Source organism: Acinetobacter pittii, assembly GCF_034067285.1.
Taxonomy (GTDB): domain Bacteria; phylum Pseudomonadota; class Gammaproteobacteria; order Pseudomonadales; family Moraxellaceae; genus Acinetobacter; species Acinetobacter pittii_E.
Genome location: NZ_CP139286.1, coordinates 46,673 through 68,734, shown reverse-complemented (window position 1 = coordinate 68,734; position 22,062 = coordinate 46,673). Strand labels below are relative to the sequence as shown.

Here is a 22,062-nt window from a genome sequence, read left to right as displayed (position 1 = left end):
TTGTTATCTAAAAGTACGATTGAGATTTTTCAATAAACCTTTAAAAATCGTCTTTTCCTAAAAATCATTTATAGATTTATGGAGACCAACATCCTTGTTGGATCTCCAATGGCCATTTACCTTGAATTAGATGCTACTAAAAACAATTAAATTATGCAATACATAACTTAATTATGAATTGCATAATTTTAGTAATCTTGAATTAAGCTATTTTAAAATTAATGGTCAGTTTTCAAATTTTGTTTATGATTCTTATAGTCAGCCACACCATCCATTTGATTTAGGAAAACTTATGATCTTAGTGAGCGCCTGTTTAATTGGTGAACCTGTTCGATATGATGGTAAATCTTGTCCAAATACCATACTTAAGCAGCTATTAATCAATAAAAAAGCCCAAGCATTATGCCCAGAGTTATTAGGGGGTTTTACTACACCTCGCTTACCTGCAGAGATTGTAGGAGGAACAGGGCAAGATGTGCTTGATGGCAAAGCAAAAATTACCGATTCATCTGGTTCAGATGTAACTGATCTATATTTAAAAGGTGCTTATCGCACACTAGAAGTCGCACAACAAATAAAAGCAAGTTGTGTGGTATTAAAAGAAAATAGTCCGTCTTGCGGCAGTCAAAAAATTTATAACGGTACTTTTCAAGGCGAAAAAATTGTGGGAACTGGAATCACCACGGCACTGTTGCGGCGCCATGGTTTTGAAGTGATTTCTGAAAATGAAATTGAAGATTGGTTAGTAGAGCACCCTCTTTAAAAGTTACTCAATTTTTTTAGCAAGATCATTTACATCTTTACGACTTGCCCAGTAAGTCGCAAGCGCAGGCCCAGAAATATTGTGCCAAAGACTGAAAATTGCGCTCGGTACGGCAGTAATTGGAGATGCTGCAAAATGTACTGCGGCAAGCGCAACGCCTAAGCCTGAGTTTTGCATTCCTACTTCTACGGCAATTGCCTTACTGTCCGCATAAGGTAATTTAAAGAAACGTGCCGCGGTAAAGCCTAATAAATATCCAAGGCCATTATGCAATATCACCACAGCCAAAATGAGCAAACCCGACTGTAAAATTGCCGCTTTACTGCCGCCAATAATGGCTGCCACAATCGCGACAATTGCAATGACTGACACTAAAGGCATCACTTGAATATAAGATTCGACTTGACGTTTAAGCCATGTTCTTAAAATCAGACCCACGACAATAGGAAGCAGGACCACCTGCAAAATCGAAATAAACATCGAAGCTGCATCAATCTTTAGCCATTGGCTCGCAAGCAGATAGAAAATAGCAGGTGTTAACACAGGCGCTAAAAGCGTAGACACCGATGTACAGGCCACCGATAAAGCCACATTGCCTTTAGCCATATAAGTAATTACGTTTGAAGCCGTTCCGCCCGGACAACATCCCACTAAAATGACACCGACAGCAATTTCAGGCGGTAAATTAAATAATTTACATAAGATAAATGCCAAACCCGGCATAACCACAAACTGTGCCACCACCCCAATCAACACAGCTTTAGGGCTTTGTAATACCCCTTTAAAGTCATCAACGGTCATGGTCATTCCCATGCCGAGCATAATAATCCCCAAAATCCATGGAATGTATGCTTTGAGCCAGACAAAAAATTCAGGCTGCCATAGCGCCAGAGCTGCAAAAACAATCACCCATAGGGCAAAAGTTTTTTGAATAAATTGAGTAAAACGCAGAAATGCAGCCATATTTTCTATCCCTAAAAATAAAATATGAAAGTTAAAATACTAGAGCAATATACTTAATACTTACTCAACAGATCAGTCGATTGAATACGTACAACACCTCGTTGCTGCATGGTTTGCCACGCGTGTTCTAATGAACCATTCAGATCAATACCTTTGCAAGCATCTTCAACCACTAAAGTTTTAAAACCTTGTTTAACTGCATCTAAAGCAGTCCATGCGACACAAAAATCTGTGGCAATTCCGACCACATAAACCGTATCAATGCTACGCTCTTTTAAATATCCCGTTAAACCCGTCATTGTGTTGTGGTCTGCTTCCATAAAGGCCGAGTAGCTATCAATATGCGCATGAAAGCCCTTTCGAATAATCAGTTGAGCAGTTGGAATATTTAAATCAGCATGGAACTCAGCATCTTTGGTGCCCTGCACACAATGCTTAGGCCAAAGCACCTGCGGTCCATAGTCGAGTTCAATCGTTTCAAATGGCTGTTTGCCCGAATGGTTTTGTGCAAAAGAAATATGATTATCTGGATGCCAATCTTGAGTCAGAACAATATTTTCAAAACAACCCGCCAATTGGTTAATGGTTGGAATAATTGTATCGGCATCAGCAACTGCTAAGTTTCCACCCGGTGTAAAACCATTTTGTACATCAACTATGATTAAAGCCGCATTTTGAGGTTGTTTATTCATACTCATGTCATCTTCAATCCCAATGGGGAAAATTTCATTCTATCTTGCCATAAAAAAAGCCTATATTAAGTAAGGCTCAGTCGAATCAGGCTGTATTGTTATATTTACTGGGTATTCTTAGCTTACAATAATGAAAACATCCTATCTTTTCCTCAAGTTTACATCGCGATTATCCGTTAGGCGTATTGTTCTTATGCGTCTGATCAGTCATAATTTGCATAATTGTCATTCAACAATCTGTTATTGTTAGAACTGGACAATCAAAATACTGCAACCATCCCACATTTTGTTTTTCTTACCTCAGATTCGGATGGATAAATAGGATATTTTTAAAAATGACTCAGCAAGCACAGACCATTCAAGGCTCAATCGTCGCAATCGTCACACCAATGTTGAAAGACGGCGGTGTAGATTGGAAGGGTCTTGAGAAGCTGGTTGAGTGGCACATAGAACAAGGTACAAACAGTATTGTAGCCGTCGGTACAACCGGCGAAGCCTCAACATTGAGCATGGAAGAGCACACACAGGTTATTAAAGAAATTATTCGTGTAGCCAATAAACGTATTCCAATTATTGCCGGTACTGGTGCAAACTCAACCCGTGAAGCAATCGAATTAACTAAAGCTGCGAAAGATCTTGGCGCAGATGCAGCTTTACTTGTAACACCGTACTATAACAAGCCAACTCAAGAAGGCCTATTCCAACACTATAAAGCGATTGCTGAAGCCGTAGAGCTCCCTCTTATTCTTTATAACGTACCTGGCCGTACTGGTGTAGATCTTGCAAACGACACAGCTGTACGTTTAGCAGAGATCCCTAATATTGTTGGTATTAAAGATGCGACAGGTGATGTACCTCGCGGTAAAGCTTTAATCGAGGCTTTAAACGGCAAAATGGCTGTGTACTCAGGTGATGACGAGACCGCTTGGGAACTCATGCTTCTTGGCGCTGACGGCAATATCTCGGTTACTGCCAATATTGCACCTAAAGCAATGAGTGAAGTATGTGCTGTTGCGATTGCTAAAGATGAACAACAAGCGAAGACGATTAACAATAAGATTGCAAATTTACACAATATTCTATTTTGCGAATCAAACCCAATTCCTGTGAAATGGGCACTACATGAGATGGGACTGATTGATACTGGTATTCGCTTACCACTCACTCCTCTCGCTGAGCAATATCGCGAACCTCTCCGCAATGCCCTAAAAGATGCGGGAATTATTTAATAAGAGCAATTTATGATGCAATTACGTCTTGGTTTAGTCCTTGCAGTTTCAGCCTTAAGTTTAGCTGGTTGTAGTCGCTTCGCAATTAATAATCATTCTTTAGATTATAAAAATGCCAAGGAACTTGCCCCGCTTGAGTACCCTGCCGATGCAACTGTACGACCAGCGACACCTTTGTATCCTGCACCAACTGTAGAGCAGCGCGCTATCGATAACGCACCGAAGTTTGAAAACAAGCGTGGTAACCGTTTTGAATTGCCACGCCCGGAACAAACGCAAGGTAATGCTACAGCAGATGCGTCTGCTCAAACCACGACTGCCCTTGGACGCCCTCAACTTGTGACTGACGGTAATAAAAACCCGTTATTAAAGATTGATGGAAATACGACCGAGATTTGGCAATACACCAAAGCAACTTTAAGTACTTTAAATTACAACATCATCGCTCAAGGCAGTAATCAGGCGACGATTAAAGTAAATGACAATACTTATGTGCTTAAACTTACTGGTGTGGGTTCTAGTCATACTCTTGCCCTATTTAATGTAGATAACACTTTTGCAAGTCCAGATGTGGCCGCTGAAGTGTTAAACCAGATTTACCAAAATTGGCCAGCCTAGTCGTTTACTAGGCATTTTTTTTAAAAAGGTTCCCTCATGTTAAAACAAACCTTGCTCTATACTGGTAAAGCAAAATCTGTATATGAAACAGACAATGCCGACCATCTGATTTTAGTCTTTCGTGATGATGCCTCTGCGTTCAACGGCGAAAAAATCGAACAACTAGATCGTAAAGGCAAGGTGAACAACCGTTTTAACGCCTTCATTATGGAAAAACTTGCTGCTGCGGGTATTGAAACGCATTTTGAAAAATTGCTTTCTCCAACTGAAGTGCTTGTTAAAAAACTTCAAATGATTCCAGTTGAATGTGTAATTCGTAACTACGCAGCTGGTTCTCTATGCCGTCGCTTAGGTGTAGAAGAAGGTAAAGAGTTAACTCCTCCTACATTTGAATTGTTCTATAAAGATGACGGTCTAGGCGACCCAATGGTTAACGAATCTCAAGCGATTGCTTTAGGTTGGGCGACTGCTGAACAGTTAGAACAAATGAAAGTTTTAACTTATAAAGTAAACGACGTATTAAAAGCATTGTTTGCTGAAGGCAACATGATTTTGGTGGACTTCAAGCTTGAATTCGGTGTTTTCCATGACCGTATCGTGCTTGGTGATGAGTTCTCTCCAGACGGCTGCCGTTTATGGGATAAAGACTCTAAGAAGAAACTCGACAAAGACCGTTTCCGTCAAGGTTTAGGCGGTGTTGTTGAAGCTTATGAAGAAGTTGCTGCTCGTTTAGGCGTAGATTTATCTGACATCTAATCAGTTACTTTATAAAAAACCGGGTTTCAGCCCGGTTTTTTTATATTTAATGCTCGAGAACCAAATAATATAGACAGATTTGTCTATTAAAATAAATTATCACTTGCACAAACTTAATTTAAAACACTAAAATCTAAAAAAACACAAAGTACTTCACAATAATTAAATTTAAAAACTAGGGTGAATTTATGGAAATAACTAAGTTTGAAAAGAAATTAATCAATCATCCAGTCCATTTTGGTGAAAATCCTCTAGTCTTATTAACTAACTTTAGCAGTTCTGCTTTAAAACAAGGCTGGACTCAAACAGAGGTTGAATCCGTTATTTCTAAAGCCTCTCAAGGCGACTATATGGCACTCATCCGCACTTTAAGAGCTTATACATTTCTTTAACCTTCTTTTCGATGATCTGCTGCATTGCATATTCAATTTATAAAAAGACACATAAACGTGTTATGAATAGACTAGATTTATCCTGAGCACTGCCTTAACAATAAATAAAACTATAAATATAAGAAATTTATTCAGTGAGGAGTAAACCTGATGGATCACGAAATAGAGGAAAAAAAGGTCGAGAAAACCTTAAGCTGGCGTGAAAAAATGGCAGTTGAAGAACATGAAAAACTGTCTCCCCGTCTAGTCTATGAAATTATCCGCCGTGATGGTGCCGAAGAGCTGGATCGCCCAACTGCTGCACTGATCTTTTCGGGGATTGCTGCGGGTTTAGTCATCAGTTTTTCATTTGTATTTAAAGCGATTATTGCCTCTTATCTCCCAACTGATGCGATCTGGACCAATTTAATTACCAATATCGGTTATACCATCGGCTTCCTGATCGCCATTTTGGGTCACATGCAACTCTTTACCGAGAATACCATCACCACAGTTGTGCCTTTATTTAAACCCTTTACCTTCGATAAATTACGAGCAGTGGGCCGATTATGGGGAATTGTGATTCTATGCAATATCATTGGAACAGCTTTGGCGAGTTTATTTTTCCTCACTACTCACCTGTTTACTCCAGGTATTGACAAGGCACTAGATGAACTCGCCCTTCATGTGGGTTCCTTTTCTGCCACCCAGAATCTGCTCAAAGGTATTATGTCAGGACTGTTAATTGCTGCATTGGTCTGGATGTTGCCCTCAGTCAGTAATAAGTTCCTGCTTATTTTTTTCATGACTTACCTGATAGGACTGGGTGATTTTACCCATGTAGTGGTTGGTTCTACAGAAATGTCCTATCTGGTCTGGCAAGGAGAAGCTTCTATTAATGAATATCTCTTTACTTTTTTGGTCCCAACCACTATTGGCAACATTGTTGGCGGTACAGGCGTGTTTACGCTACTGATTTATGGTCAGGTGACTGAAGAATTGGAACAATAGCAGGACACAATAAAACTATTGTTCCTGCTGCCATCTACGTTGTTGTAAGCGCTCACCTTCAACCTCACGCTTATTTCTCGCAGACTCATAGAGTTTGGTTCCCTTTAACTCAGGCGGCAAATAATCTTGCAGCACAAAGTGTTCAGGGTAATCGTGAGGATAGAGATAATTAATCCCATAGCCTTGCTGTTTCATAAGCTTGGTTGGTGCATTCCTTAAATGCAAAGGCACAGGTAAATTCGCCGTTTTTTCGGCAAGTTCCAGAGCCTTATTAATCGCTAAATAAGTACTATTACTTTTTGCACTCGTTGCTAAGTAAACTGCTGTTTGACCTAGAATAATTCGAGCCTCTGGCATCCCTACTGCTTGTACAGAACGGAAGCATTCACCTGCAAGCAATAACGCATTAGGGTTAGAATTTCCAATGTCTTCTGAGGCAGCAATCAGCATACGTCTTGCAATAAAAACGGGATCTTCTCCGCCTTTGAGCATGCGGGCCATCCAATAGAGGGTTGCATCTGGATCACTGCCTCGAATTGATTTAATAAAGGCAGAAACGAGGTCGTAATGCTGCTCGCCAGATTTGTCATAACGCGCAATATTTTGCTGAGCGACTTTCACCACCACCGCATTGGTAATCGTGTTTTCAATTTCAGGTTCAAAAGTACTTGCAATCAAGTCCAGTAAATTAAGCGCTTTACGAGCATCGCCTGCTGCGAACTGTATGAGCGCGTCATATTCTTCGATATGGATATAACGGTCTTTTAAAAATTTATCGGCTTGGAGCGCATTATTAATGAGAGTCTGAATCGCCTCGCTGTCTAAACTATTTAAGGTATAAACCTGACAACGTGATAAAAGTGCACTATTCACCTCAAAAGATGGGTTTTCAGTGGTCGCGCCAATTAAGGTAATTTTGCCTTTTTCAACTGCACCCAATAAAGCATCTTGCTGAGATTTATTAAAACGATGAATTTCGTCAATAAAAACGACAGGTGTTAGTAAATCGCCACTTTCTGCAATCACTTCACGTAATTCTTTTACGCCCGTATTCAGCGCAGATAAGCTCACAAATGGACGGTCTATCGCTTGAGCCAAAAGCAAAGCAATAGTTGTTTTACCAACGCCTGGTGGTCCCCAAAAAATAATAGAAGGCAAATGACCCTGATCAATCATTTGACGTAAGGGCGCATGTTCACCTAATAAATGATCTTGCCCAATAATTTCAGACAAGTCTCTTGGGCGCAGGCGTTCGGGAAGTGGAATATGGGTGTCTGACATCTCAAATGGCTTTATCGTCTTTTCTCTATAGTCTATTGTGTCTCACAGAAATCTACAATTTGAATCTATGAGACACGCCCTTTATTTACAAGTATTTCCTAGCTTTAAGAGGGTTTCTTACTGAGCTTTAGTAAACGTGCATTTGAGCCGTCTTCAATGACCCAAATTGAACCATCTTGTGCTTCATGTAACCCACGAATACGTTGCTTCATCTCTAGTCTTTGCACTGCTTTCACAGGCTTTTGCTCTAAATCCACCACAATAATTGCTTCAGAAGATAGCCCGCCAATTAAGGCTTTATTTTGCCATGCAGGAAATTGTTGGCCGCGATAAATAATCATACTCGATGGAGAGATTACAGGGGTCCAATCAATTTCAGGCGCTTTAAATTCTGGGCGAGTGTGATGATCTGGAATAGGTTGACCTGAATAATGGTCTCCATTTGAAACGATTGGATAACCATAGTTTTCGCCTTTGGTAATAATATTAAGCTCATCACCGCCTTTAGGTCCCATTTCAACTACCCAGAGCTGTCCTTTGCTGTCAAAAGCCATACCTAAGGGATTACGGTGTCCCAGTGACCATATTTCAGCAGTAACCCCACCTTGCTTATAAAATGGGTTACCTACAGCCGCTGAACCATCCTCATTTAAACGCAAGATTTTGCCCAAGTTACTTTTCATGTTTTGGGCAGGGTCAAACTTTTGTCGCTCACCTGAACTGACCCAAAGCTTACCATCTGCACCAAAAAGCATGCGATGCCCATAATGGCCTTGCCCTGAAACTTTGGGCACTTGCTGCCAAATCTGCTTCACATCTATAAGTTTTGGCTGATGAGGATTAGATAAATCTAATTTAGCGCGTGAAATCACTGCGCCAGAACCGCCCTGTCCTTTCATTGCATAGCTGAGGTAAACCCAGTGGTTCTTAGCAAAATTTGGGTGTAAAACAATGTCTCCTAAGCCACCCTGTCCCCCATAGTTCACCGCTGGAACACCCTGCACATCCAACATTTGTTTATTTTTAGGATTAAAAATTTTTAATTTGCCCTGCCGTTCAGTCACTAATAAACGTTGATCAGGCAGACTGGTCACTGCCCACGGTTCATTGAAATGGGCAAAGGTTTCAGATTGATAAGTTTGTTTGTTTAAAGCGGGCTGCTCTGCTTTTGCAGACGTATTTTGTTCAAGATTTTTTGAATTAGTATTATTAGACCCACAGGCCATTAACAAAAAAAAGCTACTACATAATAAGGGGGCTGCTAATCGTCTCATCATTCTTATCTCCTTTTGTTTTTATTGTTATATAACGGAGATGAGCAAAAAATTTACGATAAAAGTGTTACTTTATTATACGCTGTAATTAAAACCGCTCTTTTAAGAGCGAATTAACGCACCCATCGCACAATATAATCTTCAAGCTCATCTTCATGGACATCAACCTCAGATAGACAACGTCCTGCAACTGACTTTTTCGCCTTAACTACGCTTTGTCTCGAACCCGTATTTAAATAGTGCCATGAAGGTAAATTTTTGCCTTCATTTAAACGCTTATATGCACAGCTTGATGGCAACCAGTGAATGGTCTTTAAAGACTCTACCGTTAACTGTAAACAGTCTGGCACTTGCTGCTGACGATTTGGATAATCTGAACAACGCCCTGTACCGCAATCAAGTAACTTACACGCCACTTTGGTATAAGCCACCTCATGGGTATCTTCATCTTCTAGCTTAACCAGACAGCACAAACCACACCCATCACACAAAGCTTCCCACTCAGCCTGAGTCAGTTGCTCAAGCGTGTAATTTTTCCAAAACAATGGACGAAGTGAGGTCTCGGTAGACATAGGTTTTTAGTAGCTGAATAGTTGAAACAGTGTATGAGTATAACATTGAAGTGGATGGTGCTAAAAAAAGAAGTCGTGTTTTTAGAATCACAAAATGATTGTTTAATATACATTTCAACCACATAAACGACACATTCGGTTCAAAAAACAAGCTTTATAGTTAAACAACAATGAAAAAATAAGGAGGACAGCATATGTTCCGTTGGGCAATAATTTTTGCAGTGATTGCACTCATTGCCAGTCTATTAGGGTTTGGTGGTGTTGCAGGGTTATCTAAAGACTTTGCCGTGATTTTATTAGTCATAGCTGTAATTCTCGCTGTTATTGGTTTCATTTCGCGAGGCAGAACCTAATCTAATCATTAGCACATAAAAAAGAAGGAACCAGTTTCCTTCTTTTTTATTGCCTGAGGTTTTCAATCTTTTCTTTTGATGTAGATTCTTACATAGTTATTTATATTAATTTTACCTTTTTATGCTTTAATCAAGCGTGTTTAAATCGAGTCAAATTTCAGGATTAATGTCATGAGTACAGCAATTAAAACCCGTGAAATTCAATATACTGCACCAGACGGCAGCCAATTAATTGGTTATTTTGCAGCTCCAGAGAGTGAAAAACCTGTACCGGGTATCATTATTGGTCCTGAGTGGTGGGGCCGTAATGAATATACTGAACAACGCGCACGTGAGCTTGCTGAACACGGGTATGCCGCTCTTGCTATTGACATGTATGGCGATAAAAAAGTCACCTCAACTGCAGCTCAAGCCTATGAATGGATGATGCAGACATTTGAAGAATTAGACACAGTTACTGATCGTGCTAACGCAGCGCTACAAACGCTTGCAGCTCAACCAGAAGTAAATAGCGAAAAACTAGCCGCAATTGGCTTTTGCTATGGCGGTAAAGTTGTATTAGACCTTGCTCGCTCAGGTGCACTACTTAAAGCAGTCGTAACATTCCATGCGACATTAGCACCGAAGGCGCCTGCTCAAAAAGGTAACATTCAAGGTGAAGTTTTAGTTCTACATGGTGAACTAGACAGTATGGTCACCTTAGAAGATGTTGCTAATTTTGAAAAAGAAATGCAAGCTGCTGAGGTTAAACACGAAGTAGTGGTTTTAGAAGGTGCTAAACATGGCTTTAGTAACCCGCTTGCAGATGAAAAAGCTAAGGCGAACGGTGTAGATCTTGGCTACAGCAGCGAAGCGGAAAAACAAGGCCTTGCTAAAATGTACGGTTTGCTAGATCGTACTTTAAAATAAAAGAAGCAAATTTGGAGCAAATGACTTTTTCGCATTTGCTCCCTTAAATGTATATGACTTTGCAATATTTTTACTGTATTTTTTAAACCATACTTCAATAACTATACTCCCGTTGAGCTAGAGCAAAGCCTAGTCTTATTTCCCGCACTCGGGGTTTAATGGAATAACATGAGAGGATACAACAATGACTGACAAGAAATGTCCGTATTGCGAATTTGATGAATATGACATCATTGATAAAAATGAATTTGCTGTAATTTTGCCTGATTCTAATCCGTTATCTAAAGGCCACTGTGTAGTAACACCCCTACGTCACGTTCGTTCTTTTTTTGACATCACATCTAAAGAACACCAAGGGCTACTTACACTTCTTGAAATTGCTCGTCACGAAACACAGCTTCGCCATCAGCCAGACGGATTCCATATCGGCTTCAATGATGGTGAAGTGTTCGGACAAAATTCAGATCATTTCCACATTCATGTCATTCCGTACTACAAAAACCAACCGTTGAAACTCGACCAACGTTGGGGCATACAAAAGGATTAATCCTTTTTTATACATGAAACAGAGATTACTCATTATCCGGTAATCTCTGTTTTAACATACTCTCGCTGTTCGCCTGCTTTAAACAAAATTTCATCTAAATTTCAGCTATAATTTAACCCTTACTTCTCTTCTATAGCTGTTCATGCCTGAATTTTCTTTTTCTGATGCCCTCTTAAACTGGTTCGATCAACATGGTCGTCATGATTTGCCTTGGCAAGTTGCAGATGATCCGTACAAAGTTTGGGTTTCTGAAATTATGTTGCAGCAAACTCAAGTGAAAACGGTTCTGCAATATTTTGACCGCTTTATGGAACGCTTCCCAACAGTAGAAGCTTTAGGTCATGCAACTTGGGATGAAGTCGCTCCTTATTGGGCGGGTCTCGGCTATTACGCTCGTGCACGCAATTTGCATAAAGCTGCTGGCCTTGTCACTCAGCAAGGTAAGTTCCCTGAAACACTAGAAGAATGGATTGCACTACCCGGCATTGGTCGCTCTACAGCAGGTGCACTCATGTCTTTGGGTTTACGTCAGTACGGCGTCATTATGGATGGCAACGTAAAACGCGTCTTAGCCCGTTTCTTTGCCATTGAAGATGACTTAAGTAAACCACAGCACGAACGTGAAATGTGGAAACTCGCTGCAGAGCTTTGCCCGACACATCGTAATCATGATTACACTCAGGCGATCATGGATCTCGGCGCAACCATTTGTACGCCTAAAAAGCCGCTATGTTTATACTGTCCAATGCAAGCACATTGTCAGGCTTATCAGCAAGGTTTAGAGCAAGAATTACCTTTTAAGAAACCGAAAAAAACACCACCTGTTAAAACAGCAGATGTTCTTATTATTCAGTGTGAAGATGAATGGTTCTGGCAACAACGCCAAGCCCATGGCCTATGGGGTGGTTTATTCTGTTTACCTATTTTAGAAAATGAACATGATCGACTGAGCTTAAGCCAGCAATTTAAACTACAGCCTCAACCACAAACCTTTCAGATCAGTCATAGCTTCACGCACTTCACATGGTTACTTAATGCTCACACGTTCCACGTGGAACCTGATCAAAAAGAACATCTAGCCTTTGAACTTGAAGGCCAATGGTTAAGTCCAGAACAAGCCATTGCCAGAGGGGTTCCAACCGCTATGAAAAAATTGATCTCGACAAGCCGTTCGTGACATAGTGAGCAAAATAATTTTGATATGGCTGTGACAGGGAGTATTTCGTGCGACGTTTTGTTTCTCACTTCTCACTTGGTTTTCTGATTATTCTATTGGCTGCCTGTGCCAGTGCACCTAAAAAACCTGCCCCACTTCCACCTGCTCAGGTCTTTAAACTTAAAAGTATGCAGCTTCCAAATCGACTACCTGTACCAGTAAAGGGTATCGATCGAGATGAATTAAAAGACACATGGGGTGCGGCTCGTAGTCAGGGGCGCAGTCACGAAGGAATTGATATTTTGGCTCCACGTGGAACCAAAGTATACAGTGCAACCGAAGGGCTCGTTGCCGATCTTCGCAATAATAATCTCGGTGGCAAAGTCATCTGGATTTTAGGCCCGGCAGGGACATGGCATTATTATGCTCATCTTGATGGACACAAACGTGGCTTAAATGTAGGTGACTACGTCAAAAAGGGCGAACTAATTGGCTATGTCGGCAATACCGGCAATGCGCGTTATACTTCACCTCATCTTCATTATGGTCTTTACCTCAACGGTAAAGGACGTGGTGCAGTTAATCCTTATTCATATTTACGCTAGGAACATTTTATGTCGGAAGCGCTGATCAATCGCTTAGTAGAGTTTGCCGAGTCTGGTAACCAGCAAAAGATCATTTTAAATGGCAATAGCTATCAAGGCTGGATCATGGAAATCAGCGATGATGCCCTACTAATCAGTACTGGTTTTTCAGATAAAGTTGGTAAAGACTTTTGGCTAAAGTTTGAAGACTTAACTCAAGCTGAACTATATTATTGGGACACTCGCCCAAATGAATGGGTGTTATTCAAACTTTAAAATTCTAAGATAAATATAAGGAGCATCATCATGAAAACTCAACGCTGCGGATGGTGTTCCAATGATCCACTTTATATTGCCTATCATGATGAAGAATGGGGTAAACCAGAACACGACGAAGCTCGACTATTTGAAATGCTTTGTCTTGAAGGTCAACAAGCCGGCTTATCTTGGATTACCGTACTGAAAAAAAGAGAAAGCTATCGTCAGCACTTTTTTAATCACCCGATTGCAGAAATTGCTTCATTTACGGATGATTTTTTAGAATTAAAATTATCAGATGCAGGCTTAATTCGCCACTTAGGCAAACTCAAAGCCATTCGTGATAATGCAATTGCTTGGCAAGCGCTCAAAGCACAAGTTGGTGATGTTCCTAAATGGCTTTGGCAGTTTGTAGATGCAACGCCTCAACACAATGATGTTATAGATTACCGTCAGGCCCCTGCTCAAACCGAACTGAGCGTAAAGCTTTCTAAAACGCTTAAAAAGAATGGTTTCAAATTTGTCGGTCCAACCACCTGCTATGCTTTTATGCAGGCAGTAGGTATGGTCGATGATCATGAAAATAATTGTCAATTCAAGGCTTCATAACCCACCAGAACGGTTCAAATCCGCTTAAGGAGTTCCGATGAGCAATAATACGATTCAGGCTTATGCTGCAATGCAGGCAGGTGAAAAACTAGTTCCTTACCAATTTGATGCAGGTGAATTACAACCGCATCAGGTTGAGGTAAAAGTTGAATATTGTGGTTTATGTCATTCCGATATTGCTGTTCTTAACAACGAATGGCGCTCAACTATATACCCTGTGGTTGCGGGCCATGAAATTATTGGACGAATTGTTGCTTTGGGCTCAGAAGCCAAAGGTCTACAAATTGGGCAACGTGTTGGTATTGGCTGGACAGCTGAAAGTTGCCAAGCCTGTGATGAATGTATTGGTGGTCAGCAAGTACTTTGTACGGGTGAAAATGTCGCAACAATCGTGGGACATGCCGGTGGATTTGCCGATAAGGTCCGTGCAGGTTGGCAATGGGCTATTCCCCTCCCTGACGATTTAGACGCTGAAAGTGCAGGTCCCCTACTTTGCGGTGGAATTACTGTTTTTGACCCACTCCTTAAACATAAGATTCAAGCAACACATCATGTCGGTGTGATTGGTATTGGTGGCTTAGGTCATATAGCTATTAAGCTACTCAAAGCTTGGGGCTGTGAAATCACTGCTTTTAGTTCTAACCCAGATAAAACAGAAGAACTCAAAGCAATGGGAGCCGACCATGTGGTAAATAGCCGCGATACAGATGCAGTAAAAGCTCAAAAGGGTAAATTTGATTTATTGCTGAGTACTGTGAATGTGACCTTAAACTGGCGTGCTTTCATTTCTACGCTAGCACCAAACGGTTCTTTACACTTCTTGGGACTCACGCTGGAGCCTGTTCCTGTTTCTGTCGGCTCTCTCATTGATGGCGCTAAGTCAGTGACTGGTTCACCTACAGGCTCACCTGCTGCACTACGTCAGCTTTTAAAGTTTGCTGCACGTAAAAAAATCGCGCCTCAAATTGAGCTATTTCCAATGTCACAGCTCAATGAAGCCATTGAACGTCTACACTCAGGTCAGGCACGCTACCGTATTGTGCTTAAAGCAGACTTCGCAGAATAAAATTAACTTACCGTTTTCATCTGTTGTCGTGACCAGTCCGCCAAGTCTTTAATCGCTTGACGGACATCCGCTGTTAGCTCATGGCCTGCATTTAAACGAATAAAATGCCGATATCGTTCATCCTCACCAAAAACATGACCTGGAACTACAGTAATTCCATGTGATTTTGCAGTGTAATAGAGCGCCAAGCTATCTACAGTTTTAGGTAATTGCATCCATAATGCATAACCACCTTCTGGTTGGCTCAGCGCAATTGGAATACCTTCAAAGGCATTTAAAATACAACTACGGTACTCCTCGACTTGGCGCATTAAATTTGGTCGTAGTTGCTCTAAATGTTCTCTATAACCACGACTATAAATAAAATCAGCTAGAGCTAATTGTAGGGGTGTATTCACTCCAATATTACTAGCCAACAGCTCAAGCCTTAAGTGCTGTAGCTTCACACTTAAACAGAACCACCCTACCCGATACGCACTCGACAATGACTTAGAAACTGATCCACACCAAATCACATAGCCTTCACGGTCCCAATAACGTATAGGTAATGGTCGCTCACCACTGTAACCACACTCCCCATAAATATCATCTTCAATAATAAAACACTGATACTTTGCAGCTAATTCGGCAATCTTTTGTTTTTCTGCATTACTTAAGCAATATCCCAAAGGGTTTTGATAGTTGGCTGTCATTAAGCAAACTTTAGCCAAACCTTGCTTCATAAATGATTCTAAGCGCTCAAGATCAATACCTCGATGATGTGCAGGAATTTCAATAATCTGCCGTTTTAAGCCTGCTAAAAGCTGTAATTGCCCATTAAAAGTAGGCGTCGGAATCAAAATACTATCCCTGACGTCTGTTAGATGTTGAATCACTAAAGACAAGGCTGGCATACAACCATTGGTAATAAAAATATCCTCTGCTGCGATAAAGATACCGTCTTCACGCCAGTGATCAGATAGTGCTTTTCTTAATTGCTCATGCCCTTGTTTATTACAGTAAAGAAAGTCTTGTGGCTGGCAATTTTTTAAAGACCTTTGAATAGAACGACGTAAACCTTCCACTGGAATGAAATGAGGCGTTAACTGAATCGAACCCAAAGGTACGAGATGGCTCTGTAATGCAGCTTCTTGAATTTGGTTATGCAGCTCTAGATTTGAGACTTGTCGAGGTAAAGACAAAAAATCTGGGCTATCAGGAATAGGACCAGATTGAGTGCGTGCGACCACAAAATAACCTGACTTCGGTTTTACATAAATGAGTCCCCTCGCCTCAAGCAATTCATAGCAACTTTTTGCTGTACTTAAACTAATGCCGTGCTGACGAGCAAAATCACGTAAAGAAATAAGCTTCTGATGAGGTTTAAGCTCATCTTGATAAATTCGATGTGCTAATTGATTGGCAAGAGCCTGATATTGGAAAGTCATTCTGTGCTGCTTTTTTAAAAATTTCTGTATCTGTACTGGTTTATAGAACACCTTTAGGCTATGGAAATCAACTTACAAATTAGCAAGATCATGAAATTAAAAGCTATATTTTTATTTTCTATTTTTTTAGCAGGCTGCCAACCGCATCCAAAAGATGAGCAGTACCGACATGCGGTTTGTCAAAGTCTCATTGAAGGTTATTTAAAAATGACTAACCAACAAGACTATAAAATGGAGAAAAGCACTGATGACAAGACCAGTACGATTTCTCATTATCAATATAAACGTAATAACTCAAATGAAGTTGTGATGATGAACTCGGTTTATTCAAAATTGTACTTTAGCTGCCGAGAACAGCAAAAAAGTTATTTTCTGTCGCAACAAACATCACAAGGACAAGTTACTCTTCTTTTAGAAGTTCATTTTCCAAGTGATGTCTATGGTTCTTTTAGAGAGCGTTTTTAAAGCCATCTTTTAACCGTTCTGCCAAAAATTCAATGAATAAACGGATTCGTTTTGGTAGATGCTCTTGTTGATAATACACAGCATGGATGCTTTGATATTGATGTTCAATTTGGTCTTCAAATAAAGCAATTAATCGCCCTTCTTCAATATCTTTCCAAATTTCAAATTCCGATAAACGTGCAATACCATGTCCTCTAATCGTAAGTTGGCGTACTGTCTCTCCACTCGATGCTTTAATTTTTGATTGTGCAAAAAAATATTCATCGCCGACTTTAATTGGCCAACTATTGATATATGAAGGTCTAGTAAAACCGATCAGATCATGTTGTTCGAGTTGTTCAGGTTGTGTCGGTGTTCCCTTAATCGCTAAATAGTCAGGACTTGCCACAATATATAAACGACTTTTACACACTAATTTGGCATGAAGACTTGAATCATTAAGTTCCCCAAATCGAAATGCAACATCGGTTTTATGCTGCAAGAGATCAATCACCTGATCATTACTATTGAGTTCAATTTCAATATCAGGATAACACTCGCGGAACTTATGCATTAATGGCGCAATGACATGCAGAACGAATGGTGTGGCAGAATCAACACGAATAAGCCCGGCAGTACCTTGATCAGACTTTTGTAATTCTTCTTCGGCCGCATTTAACTCATTTAAAATTTTACGAGCCTTGACCAGAAACTGTTGCCCTTCTTGGGTGAGTTTCAGTTTACGCGTAGTCCGCTCTAGCAAAGTCACATCAAGTTTTGCTTCCAAACGTGTTAAAGATCGGCTAACCCCTGAAGGTGTTTGTTTTAGATGTTCTGCTGCCGCCACAAATGAACCTGTATCAACAATTGTGATAAAGGCAACCAGTTCTTCAATTGTTGATTTCATGTCTTATTCCATTATTGACTAATGATCAAAGATATTTTGCTTATTCATCTATTTTTTCGCAACAATAAAAAAAGCAAAATGCACCTCAAGTTAAACAATTATTTAAATTCAGGTGAACACATGAATATCCCTCGTTTTGGACTAGGAACTTTCCGTCTTAAAGAACAAGCGGTGATTGATTCTGTTAAAAATGCACTAGATGTAGGTTACCGTGCAATTGATACGGCTCAAATTTATGACAATGAAGCGGCGATTGGTCAAGCTATTGCTGAAAGTGGCGTGTCACGTCAGGATTTATATTTAACCACAAAAATCTGGGTAGATAATTTTGCTCAAGATAAGTTTATTCCGAGCTTAAAAGAAAGCTTACAAAAGCTTCGTACTGACCATGTCGACCTCACTTTGATTCACTGGCCAGCCCCAGATTTAGGCGTTTCAATTCCTGAAATCATGCAACTGTTACTTGAAGCGAAACAACAAGGTCTTACTCAACAAATTGGTATTTCAAATTTCAATATTGAGCTTACCCAACAAGCAATTGACACAATTGGCGCAGAGCATATTGCAACCAACCAGATTGAGTTAAGTCCTTATCTTCAAAACCATAAACTTGTGAATTTCTTACAAGAGAAGAATATTGATGTCACTTCATATATGACGCTTGCGTACGGTAAAGTGCTTCAAGACCCTGTTTTAGCGGAGATTGCAGCAGCTCATCAAGCAATGACAGCGCAAATTGCACTGGCATGGGCATTGCAACGTGGTTTTGCAGTTATTCCATCTTCGACTAAACGTGAAAACCTGATCAGTAATTTAAAAGCACAGGATATCGAGTTAACTTCAGCTGAAATGCAAATGATTGCCGGACTTGATCGTAACAGTCGTGAAGTTAGCCCAGAACCATGGGCACCAGTTTGGGACTAAACTCATGAACACTCAATCAAATACGGCGTTCTCGTTATTGGCATTGGCAATTGGTGCCTTTGCCATTGGCACTACTGAATTCTCACCAATGGGATTGTTGCCAAATATCGCTCATGATTTAGGGATTTCAATTCCAACGGCCGGAATGTTAATTACAGGTTATGCACTTGGCGTCATGCTCGGTGCACCTTTCATGACCCTCTGGTTTGGTGGTTTTGCACGACGTAATGCGCTTATTTTCCTCATGGCGATCTTTACGATAGGTAACCTGATCGCAGCATTTTCACCAAGCTATATGAGCTTATTAGGTGCGCGTCTCATCACAAGCCTGAATCATGGTGCTTTCTTCGGGATTGGCTCTGTTGTGGCAGCAAGCATTGTGCCCGCACATAAACAAGCTAGCGCTGTAGCCACCATGTTTATGGGCTTAACCATTGCGAATATTGGTGGTGTGCCTTTGGCAACATGGGTTGGGCAAAACATTGGCTGGCGTATGTCTTTCCTTGCGATTTCCTTGCTTGGTGTGATTACGATGCTCGCTTTATGGAAAGCTCTGCCATCAGGCATGGTTGCCCAAAAGCCAAATGTGAAAGCCGAGTTGAAGGTGTTAACGCGTACTCCTGTGGTCCTTGCGCTACTCACCACCGTACTCGGTGCAGGTGCAATGTTTACGCTTTATACCTATATTGCGCCAAGCTTGACTGAATTTACCCATGCTTCACCGACCTTTATTACTTTTATGTTGGTGTTGATTGGTGTAGGTTTCTCGATTGGTAACCATTTAGGCGGTCGCTTTGCAGACTTATCTATCAACAAAACTCTGATTGGTTTCTTGGTTCTGTTGATTATCATGATGGTGACTTTCCCCATCCTTGCACAAAGCCAGATTGGAGCAGCCGTTGCATTAGTCATCTGGGGTGCAGCAACCTTTGCTTTAGTACCACCTTTGCAAATGCGTGTCATGTCAGTCGCACATGAAGCTCCTGGACTTGCATCTTCAGTAAATATCGGTGCATTTAACTTAGGTAATGCAGTCGGTGCCGCAGCAGGAGCGTTAGTACTCGATTTAGGTTGGGGTTATAGCGCAGTATCATTTGCTGGTGCATTGTTGGCTGGGTTAGGTTTGTTATTGGTTTTATTCCAAATCAAACGCGAAAGTAGTCCCGTCCAAACATTACAACAGTGTTCAGATTAATAAAAAAAAGCGCCTGAAATCAGGCGCTTTTTTTTAAGTTATTTATTTTAAGATTTCTGGTAATTTGGGTTGTTCATAAATCGGACTCATCACTTCCCGCTTCATTTTAAGCAGCATCTGGTAAGGCTGTTGTTGAACAAACATATTCACAAAGCTCAATGGAATTGAACCAGCAGGATCTGCATAACCACTGGTGGTTACTTTCACCTTATTATTTGCAACTTTCTGGAATGTCCAGTCCCCTTCATAATGTGTCAAACGCACTACATCGGGTTGTATCGGATAATTTCCGCTAATTGCAGTATTTTTAATTGTCACAACGCCATTTGCGGCTTTGCTCATTTTTCCTTTTACAACCACATCACGATCTTTTAAAGGAAACGGAAAATCCAACACCATATATAGCGTAAATTCACCCTTTTTCTCATCTTGAGACAACATCTGAACTTTGCCCATATAAGGCACCCATTGGTCAGCACGATTTACATCTAAAATCACAGCGACAGCGCGTTCAAGTGGCACATCAAAAGTCGTTTCTGCTTTATATTGAAAGACTGGATTATCGGGCTTTTGATAAGTCCAGACTTTAATATTATTGCGATTTAAGCTTAATTTAGCTTTTTCTGTAGAAGCAGCCCCCGTCCAGAGGCTGCTCAAGCAAAGAAGAGTGGTCAAGGCAATTTGTTTTTTATTCATGTTCTGCTCTATCTTGTTTTTCTCGCTACACATGGAATGCGTACAGGGTTTTAAACCTGTACGTCGTTCAATCCTAAAACATCTTTCATGTCATATTTACGTGCTTCACGGCCCACAACCCATGCAGCAGCTCGCACTGCACCAGCAGCAAAGTTCATACGGTTCGTTGCTTTGTGAGTCACTTCAACGCGCTCACCTTCACCAATGAACATAACCGTGTGTTCGCCAACAATATCACCACCGCGAATAGTTTCAAAACCAATCGTTTGACGATCACGTGGGCCTGTATGTCCTTCACGGCCATAAACAGCAACTTCTTTTAGGTTACGGCCTAAAGTATCTGCAATCGCTTCACCCATCATTAACGCTGTACCTGACGGCGCATCTACTTTATGACGGTGATGAGCTTCAATGACTTCAATATCTACTGTATCTCCAAATACTTTTGCTGCAAGCTCAAGTAACTTGATTGATACATTTACACCCACAGAATAGTTCGCAGCGTAAACCACAGGTGTATGAGTAGCAACTTCGTCTAACTCAGCTTTTTGCTCATCTGACATACCTGTTGTACCAATAACCATGGCAACCCCAGCTTCACGGCAAAGCTTTAAGTGCTGAGCAGTTGCAACTGGTGCGGTAAAATCAATGATTACATCGCAGTCTTTCAAAACATCTGCCAAGTTTCCTGAAACCTTTACACCCACTGAACCAATACCAGCAAGCTCACCTGCATCAGTGCCCACCAAACTACTTTCTGGACGCTCTACTGCAGCAGCTAATTGATAACCTGCCTGTTGAACTGCTTGAATAAGCGTACGGCCCATACGACCGCCTGCACCTAAAATACCAATGCGTGGAGCTGCTGACATAATCCTTCTCAATCTTCTGTTTTACGTAATTTGTCTACTATATCAAAACTCTTTGCTCCCGATAAAAAGTAAAAATTATTTTTTGAGATGAACTGAAATTTAATCTGTTTTCACAAAAGTTAAAGAATTGATCTGCACACTACGGGCCACGAATGAAAAAAAGATGACTATAAGGAGTTAAACATGCATTCGAGAATTATTGGCTTTACAGCGATGATGGGGATGATGAGTTCAATGGCATTTGCAGAGCCAGCAATCCAGCCAGGAGACACATTAGAAAGCTTATCTAAAGCGCGTATTACAACAAACGTAAGTACTCAAACAGCAACACCTACAGCTCAAACTGTAGCAACTGATGCCAATGCTGACGTTAAAGTTGAAGATATTGACCCGATTATTGGCGAAACAACAGCAGAAGCACCGAAAGTAGCTGTACAGGCAGAAGCAGTAGCCGTACCAGTAAACGAAAATGCTCCTACTTTTGCTTCTAGCGAACCGACTGTAAGTATTGACGACATTGATGTTGCTCACCCTACAGAGTAAGCAGTAGTCATTTTCTTTTAAGCAGAATAAAAATAATAAGAT

At 40.8% G+C, this 22,062-nt stretch carries 27 protein-coding genes; 18 read left to right on the top strand and 9 right to left on the bottom strand.

The genetic code is table 11. The annotated features are described in order from the left end of the window. Positions 1-292: 292 nt before the first annotated feature. A complete protein-coding gene (gene ybbK / locus SOI81_RS00320; RefSeq protein WP_239976253.1) occupies positions 293-763 on the top strand; it encodes a DUF523 domain-containing protein in 471 nt (156 codons plus the stop codon). 3 nt (positions 764-766) lie between these two features. Here the strand turns inward: ybbK and SOI81_RS00315 are convergent, their stop codons facing one another. Both SOI81_RS00315 and pncA read right to left on the bottom strand, forming a co-directional pair. Then, the gene (locus SOI81_RS00315; protein ID WP_239976254.1) at positions 767-1,726 is read right to left on the bottom strand and encodes a bile acid:sodium symporter family protein; all 960 of its coding nucleotides are present in this window, start codon (positions 1,724-1,726) and stop codon (positions 767-769) included. Between the two features lie 53 nt (positions 1,727-1,779). Then, on the bottom strand, positions 1,780-2,424 hold the full coding sequence (pncA, locus tag SOI81_RS00310; RefSeq protein ID WP_320541087.1) for a bifunctional nicotinamidase/pyrazinamidase: 645 nt from the start codon (positions 2,422-2,424) through the stop codon (positions 1,780-1,782). Between the two features lie 329 nt (positions 2,425-2,753). Here pncA and dapA point away from each other — a divergent pair, with 329 nt between their 5' ends. The 5 genes from dapA (at position 2,754) to yfdC (ending at position 6,403) form a co-directional block, all read left to right on the top strand. After that, positions 2,754-3,647: a 4-hydroxy-tetrahydrodipicolinate synthase gene (gene dapA / locus SOI81_RS00305; RefSeq protein WP_016142680.1), complete on the top strand. Its 894-nt coding sequence runs from the start codon at positions 2,754-2,756 to the stop codon at positions 3,645-3,647. A gap of 15 nt (positions 3,648-3,662) precedes the next feature. Further along, positions 3,663-4,265 (top strand): lipoprotein-34 precursor (NlpB), encoded by a 603-nt coding sequence (locus tag SOI81_RS00300; RefSeq protein WP_080649758.1) that lies wholly within the window; start codon positions 3,663-3,665, stop codon positions 4,263-4,265. 36 nt (positions 4,266-4,301) lie between these two features. Next, positions 4,302-5,021 (top strand): phosphoribosylaminoimidazolesuccinocarboxamide synthase, encoded by a 720-nt coding sequence (gene purC / locus SOI81_RS00295; protein ID WP_002119240.1) that lies wholly within the window; start codon positions 4,302-4,304, stop codon positions 5,019-5,021. 188 nt (positions 5,022-5,209) lie between these two features. Next, positions 5,210-5,413, top strand: coding sequence for a hypothetical protein (locus SOI81_RS00290; RefSeq protein WP_016142677.1), 204 nt, complete (start codon positions 5,210-5,212; stop codon positions 5,411-5,413). Between the two features lie 150 nt (positions 5,414-5,563). Then, the gene (yfdC, locus tag SOI81_RS00285) at positions 5,564-6,403 is read left to right on the top strand and encodes a formate/nitrite transporter family protein (protein ID WP_320541086.1); all 840 of its coding nucleotides are present in this window, start codon (positions 5,564-5,566) and stop codon (positions 6,401-6,403) included. A 15-nt stretch (positions 6,404-6,418) separates the two neighbouring features. Here the strand turns inward: yfdC and rarA are convergent, their stop codons facing one another. From rarA to SOI81_RS00270, 3 genes are all read right to left on the bottom strand, one after another. After that, positions 6,419-7,684: a replication-associated recombination protein A gene (gene rarA / locus SOI81_RS00280; protein ID WP_057075434.1), complete on the bottom strand. Its 1,266-nt coding sequence runs from the start codon at positions 7,682-7,684 to the stop codon at positions 6,419-6,421. Positions 7,685-7,788: 104 nt separating this feature from the next. Beyond that, on the bottom strand, positions 7,789-8,961 hold the full coding sequence (gene yliI / locus SOI81_RS00275) for a PQQ-dependent sugar dehydrogenase (protein ID WP_320541085.1): 1,173 nt from the start codon (positions 8,959-8,961) through the stop codon (positions 7,789-7,791). A gap of 110 nt (positions 8,962-9,071) precedes the next feature. Further along, positions 9,072-9,530, bottom strand: coding sequence for a YcgN family cysteine cluster protein (locus SOI81_RS00270; RefSeq protein WP_016142673.1), 459 nt, complete (start codon positions 9,528-9,530; stop codon positions 9,072-9,074). Between the two features lie 194 nt (positions 9,531-9,724). On the opposite strand from SOI81_RS00270, the gene SOI81_RS00265 reads away from it, so the two are divergent. From SOI81_RS00265 to ahr, 8 genes are all read left to right on the top strand, one after another. Further along, complete coding sequence (locus tag SOI81_RS00265; protein WP_000490267.1) at positions 9,725-9,883, top strand: DUF1328 domain-containing protein; 159 nt, start codon at positions 9,725-9,727, stop codon at positions 9,881-9,883. Between the two features lie 171 nt (positions 9,884-10,054). Next, positions 10,055-10,792, top strand: a complete 738-nt coding sequence (locus SOI81_RS00260) for a dienelactone hydrolase family protein (protein ID WP_320541084.1) — start codon at positions 10,055-10,057, stop codon at positions 10,790-10,792. A 184-nt stretch (positions 10,793-10,976) separates the two neighbouring features. Continuing rightward, on the top strand, positions 10,977-11,339 hold the full coding sequence (locus SOI81_RS00255) for an HIT family protein (protein WP_016142671.1): 363 nt from the start codon (positions 10,977-10,979) through the stop codon (positions 11,337-11,339). Positions 11,340-11,481: 142 nt separating this feature from the next. Beyond that, positions 11,482-12,516 (top strand): A/G-specific adenine glycosylase, encoded by a 1,035-nt coding sequence (gene mutY, locus SOI81_RS00250; RefSeq protein ID WP_320541083.1) that lies wholly within the window; start codon positions 11,482-11,484, stop codon positions 12,514-12,516. A gap of 47 nt (positions 12,517-12,563) precedes the next feature. Then, the gene (lytH, locus tag SOI81_RS00245; RefSeq protein ID WP_016142669.1) at positions 12,564-13,100 is read left to right on the top strand and encodes a M23 family metallopeptidase; all 537 of its coding nucleotides are present in this window, start codon (positions 12,564-12,566) and stop codon (positions 13,098-13,100) included. A 9-nt stretch (positions 13,101-13,109) separates the two neighbouring features. Beyond that, positions 13,110-13,355 carry a hypothetical protein gene (locus SOI81_RS00240; protein ID WP_001287364.1) on the top strand — a complete coding sequence of 82 codons (246 nt, stop codon included), beginning with the start codon at positions 13,110-13,112 and terminating at the stop codon, positions 13,353-13,355. Positions 13,356-13,385: 30 nt separating this feature from the next. Beyond that, a complete protein-coding gene (gene tag / locus SOI81_RS00235) occupies positions 13,386-13,946 on the top strand; it encodes a DNA-3-methyladenine glycosylase I (protein ID WP_239968714.1) in 561 nt (186 codons plus the stop codon). Positions 13,947-13,983: 37 nt separating this feature from the next. Continuing rightward, the gene (gene ahr, locus SOI81_RS00230; protein WP_320139358.1) at positions 13,984-15,012 is read left to right on the top strand and encodes an NADPH-dependent aldehyde reductase Ahr; all 1,029 of its coding nucleotides are present in this window, start codon (positions 13,984-13,986) and stop codon (positions 15,010-15,012) included. A gap of 2 nt (positions 15,013-15,014) precedes the next feature. Here ahr and SOI81_RS00225 read toward each other — a convergent pair whose 3' ends face one another. Continuing rightward, entirely contained in the window at positions 15,015-16,439 is a 1,425-nt protein-coding gene (locus tag SOI81_RS00225; protein ID WP_320541082.1) for a PLP-dependent aminotransferase family protein, read from the bottom strand. A gap of 90 nt (positions 16,440-16,529) precedes the next feature. On the opposite strand from SOI81_RS00225, the gene SOI81_RS00215 reads away from it, so the two are divergent. Next, positions 16,530-16,904 carry a hypothetical protein gene (locus SOI81_RS00215; RefSeq protein ID WP_320541080.1) on the top strand — a complete coding sequence of 125 codons (375 nt, stop codon included), beginning with the start codon at positions 16,530-16,532 and terminating at the stop codon, positions 16,902-16,904. Here the strand turns inward: SOI81_RS00215 and SOI81_RS00210 are convergent. After that, positions 16,888-17,790, bottom strand: a complete 903-nt coding sequence (locus SOI81_RS00210) for a LysR family transcriptional regulator (protein WP_016142664.1) — start codon at positions 17,788-17,790, stop codon at positions 16,888-16,890. The two genes, SOI81_RS00215 and SOI81_RS00210, sit on opposite strands and share 17 nt — an antisense overlap. Positions 17,791-17,910: 120 nt before the next feature. On the opposite strand from SOI81_RS00210, the gene dkgB reads away from it, so the two are divergent. Both dkgB and SOI81_RS00200 read left to right on the top strand, forming a co-directional pair. Beyond that, positions 17,911-18,714: a 2,5-didehydrogluconate reductase DkgB gene (gene dkgB / locus SOI81_RS00205; protein ID WP_320541079.1), complete on the top strand. Its 804-nt coding sequence runs from the start codon at positions 17,911-17,913 to the stop codon at positions 18,712-18,714. A gap of 4 nt (positions 18,715-18,718) precedes the next feature. Beyond that, positions 18,719-19,909, top strand: coding sequence for an MFS transporter (locus SOI81_RS00200; protein WP_320541078.1), 1,191 nt, complete (start codon positions 18,719-18,721; stop codon positions 19,907-19,909). A 42-nt stretch (positions 19,910-19,951) separates the two neighbouring features. Here the strand turns inward: SOI81_RS00200 and SOI81_RS00195 are convergent, their stop codons facing one another. Together SOI81_RS00195 and dapB are read right to left on the bottom strand one after the other, a co-directional pair. Further along, the gene (locus SOI81_RS00195) at positions 19,952-20,605 is read right to left on the bottom strand and encodes an START domain-containing protein (protein ID WP_320541077.1); all 654 of its coding nucleotides are present in this window, start codon (positions 20,603-20,605) and stop codon (positions 19,952-19,954) included. Positions 20,606-20,655: 50 nt separating this feature from the next. Then, positions 20,656-21,477: a 4-hydroxy-tetrahydrodipicolinate reductase gene (dapB, locus tag SOI81_RS00190; protein WP_239968722.1), complete on the bottom strand. Its 822-nt coding sequence runs from the start codon at positions 21,475-21,477 to the stop codon at positions 20,656-20,658. A 183-nt stretch (positions 21,478-21,660) separates the two neighbouring features. On the opposite strand from dapB, the gene SOI81_RS00185 reads away from it, so the two are divergent. After that, the gene (locus SOI81_RS00185; protein WP_320541076.1) at positions 21,661-22,020 is read left to right on the top strand and encodes a hypothetical protein; all 360 of its coding nucleotides are present in this window, start codon (positions 21,661-21,663) and stop codon (positions 22,018-22,020) included. Positions 22,021-22,062 lie beyond the last annotated feature (42 nt).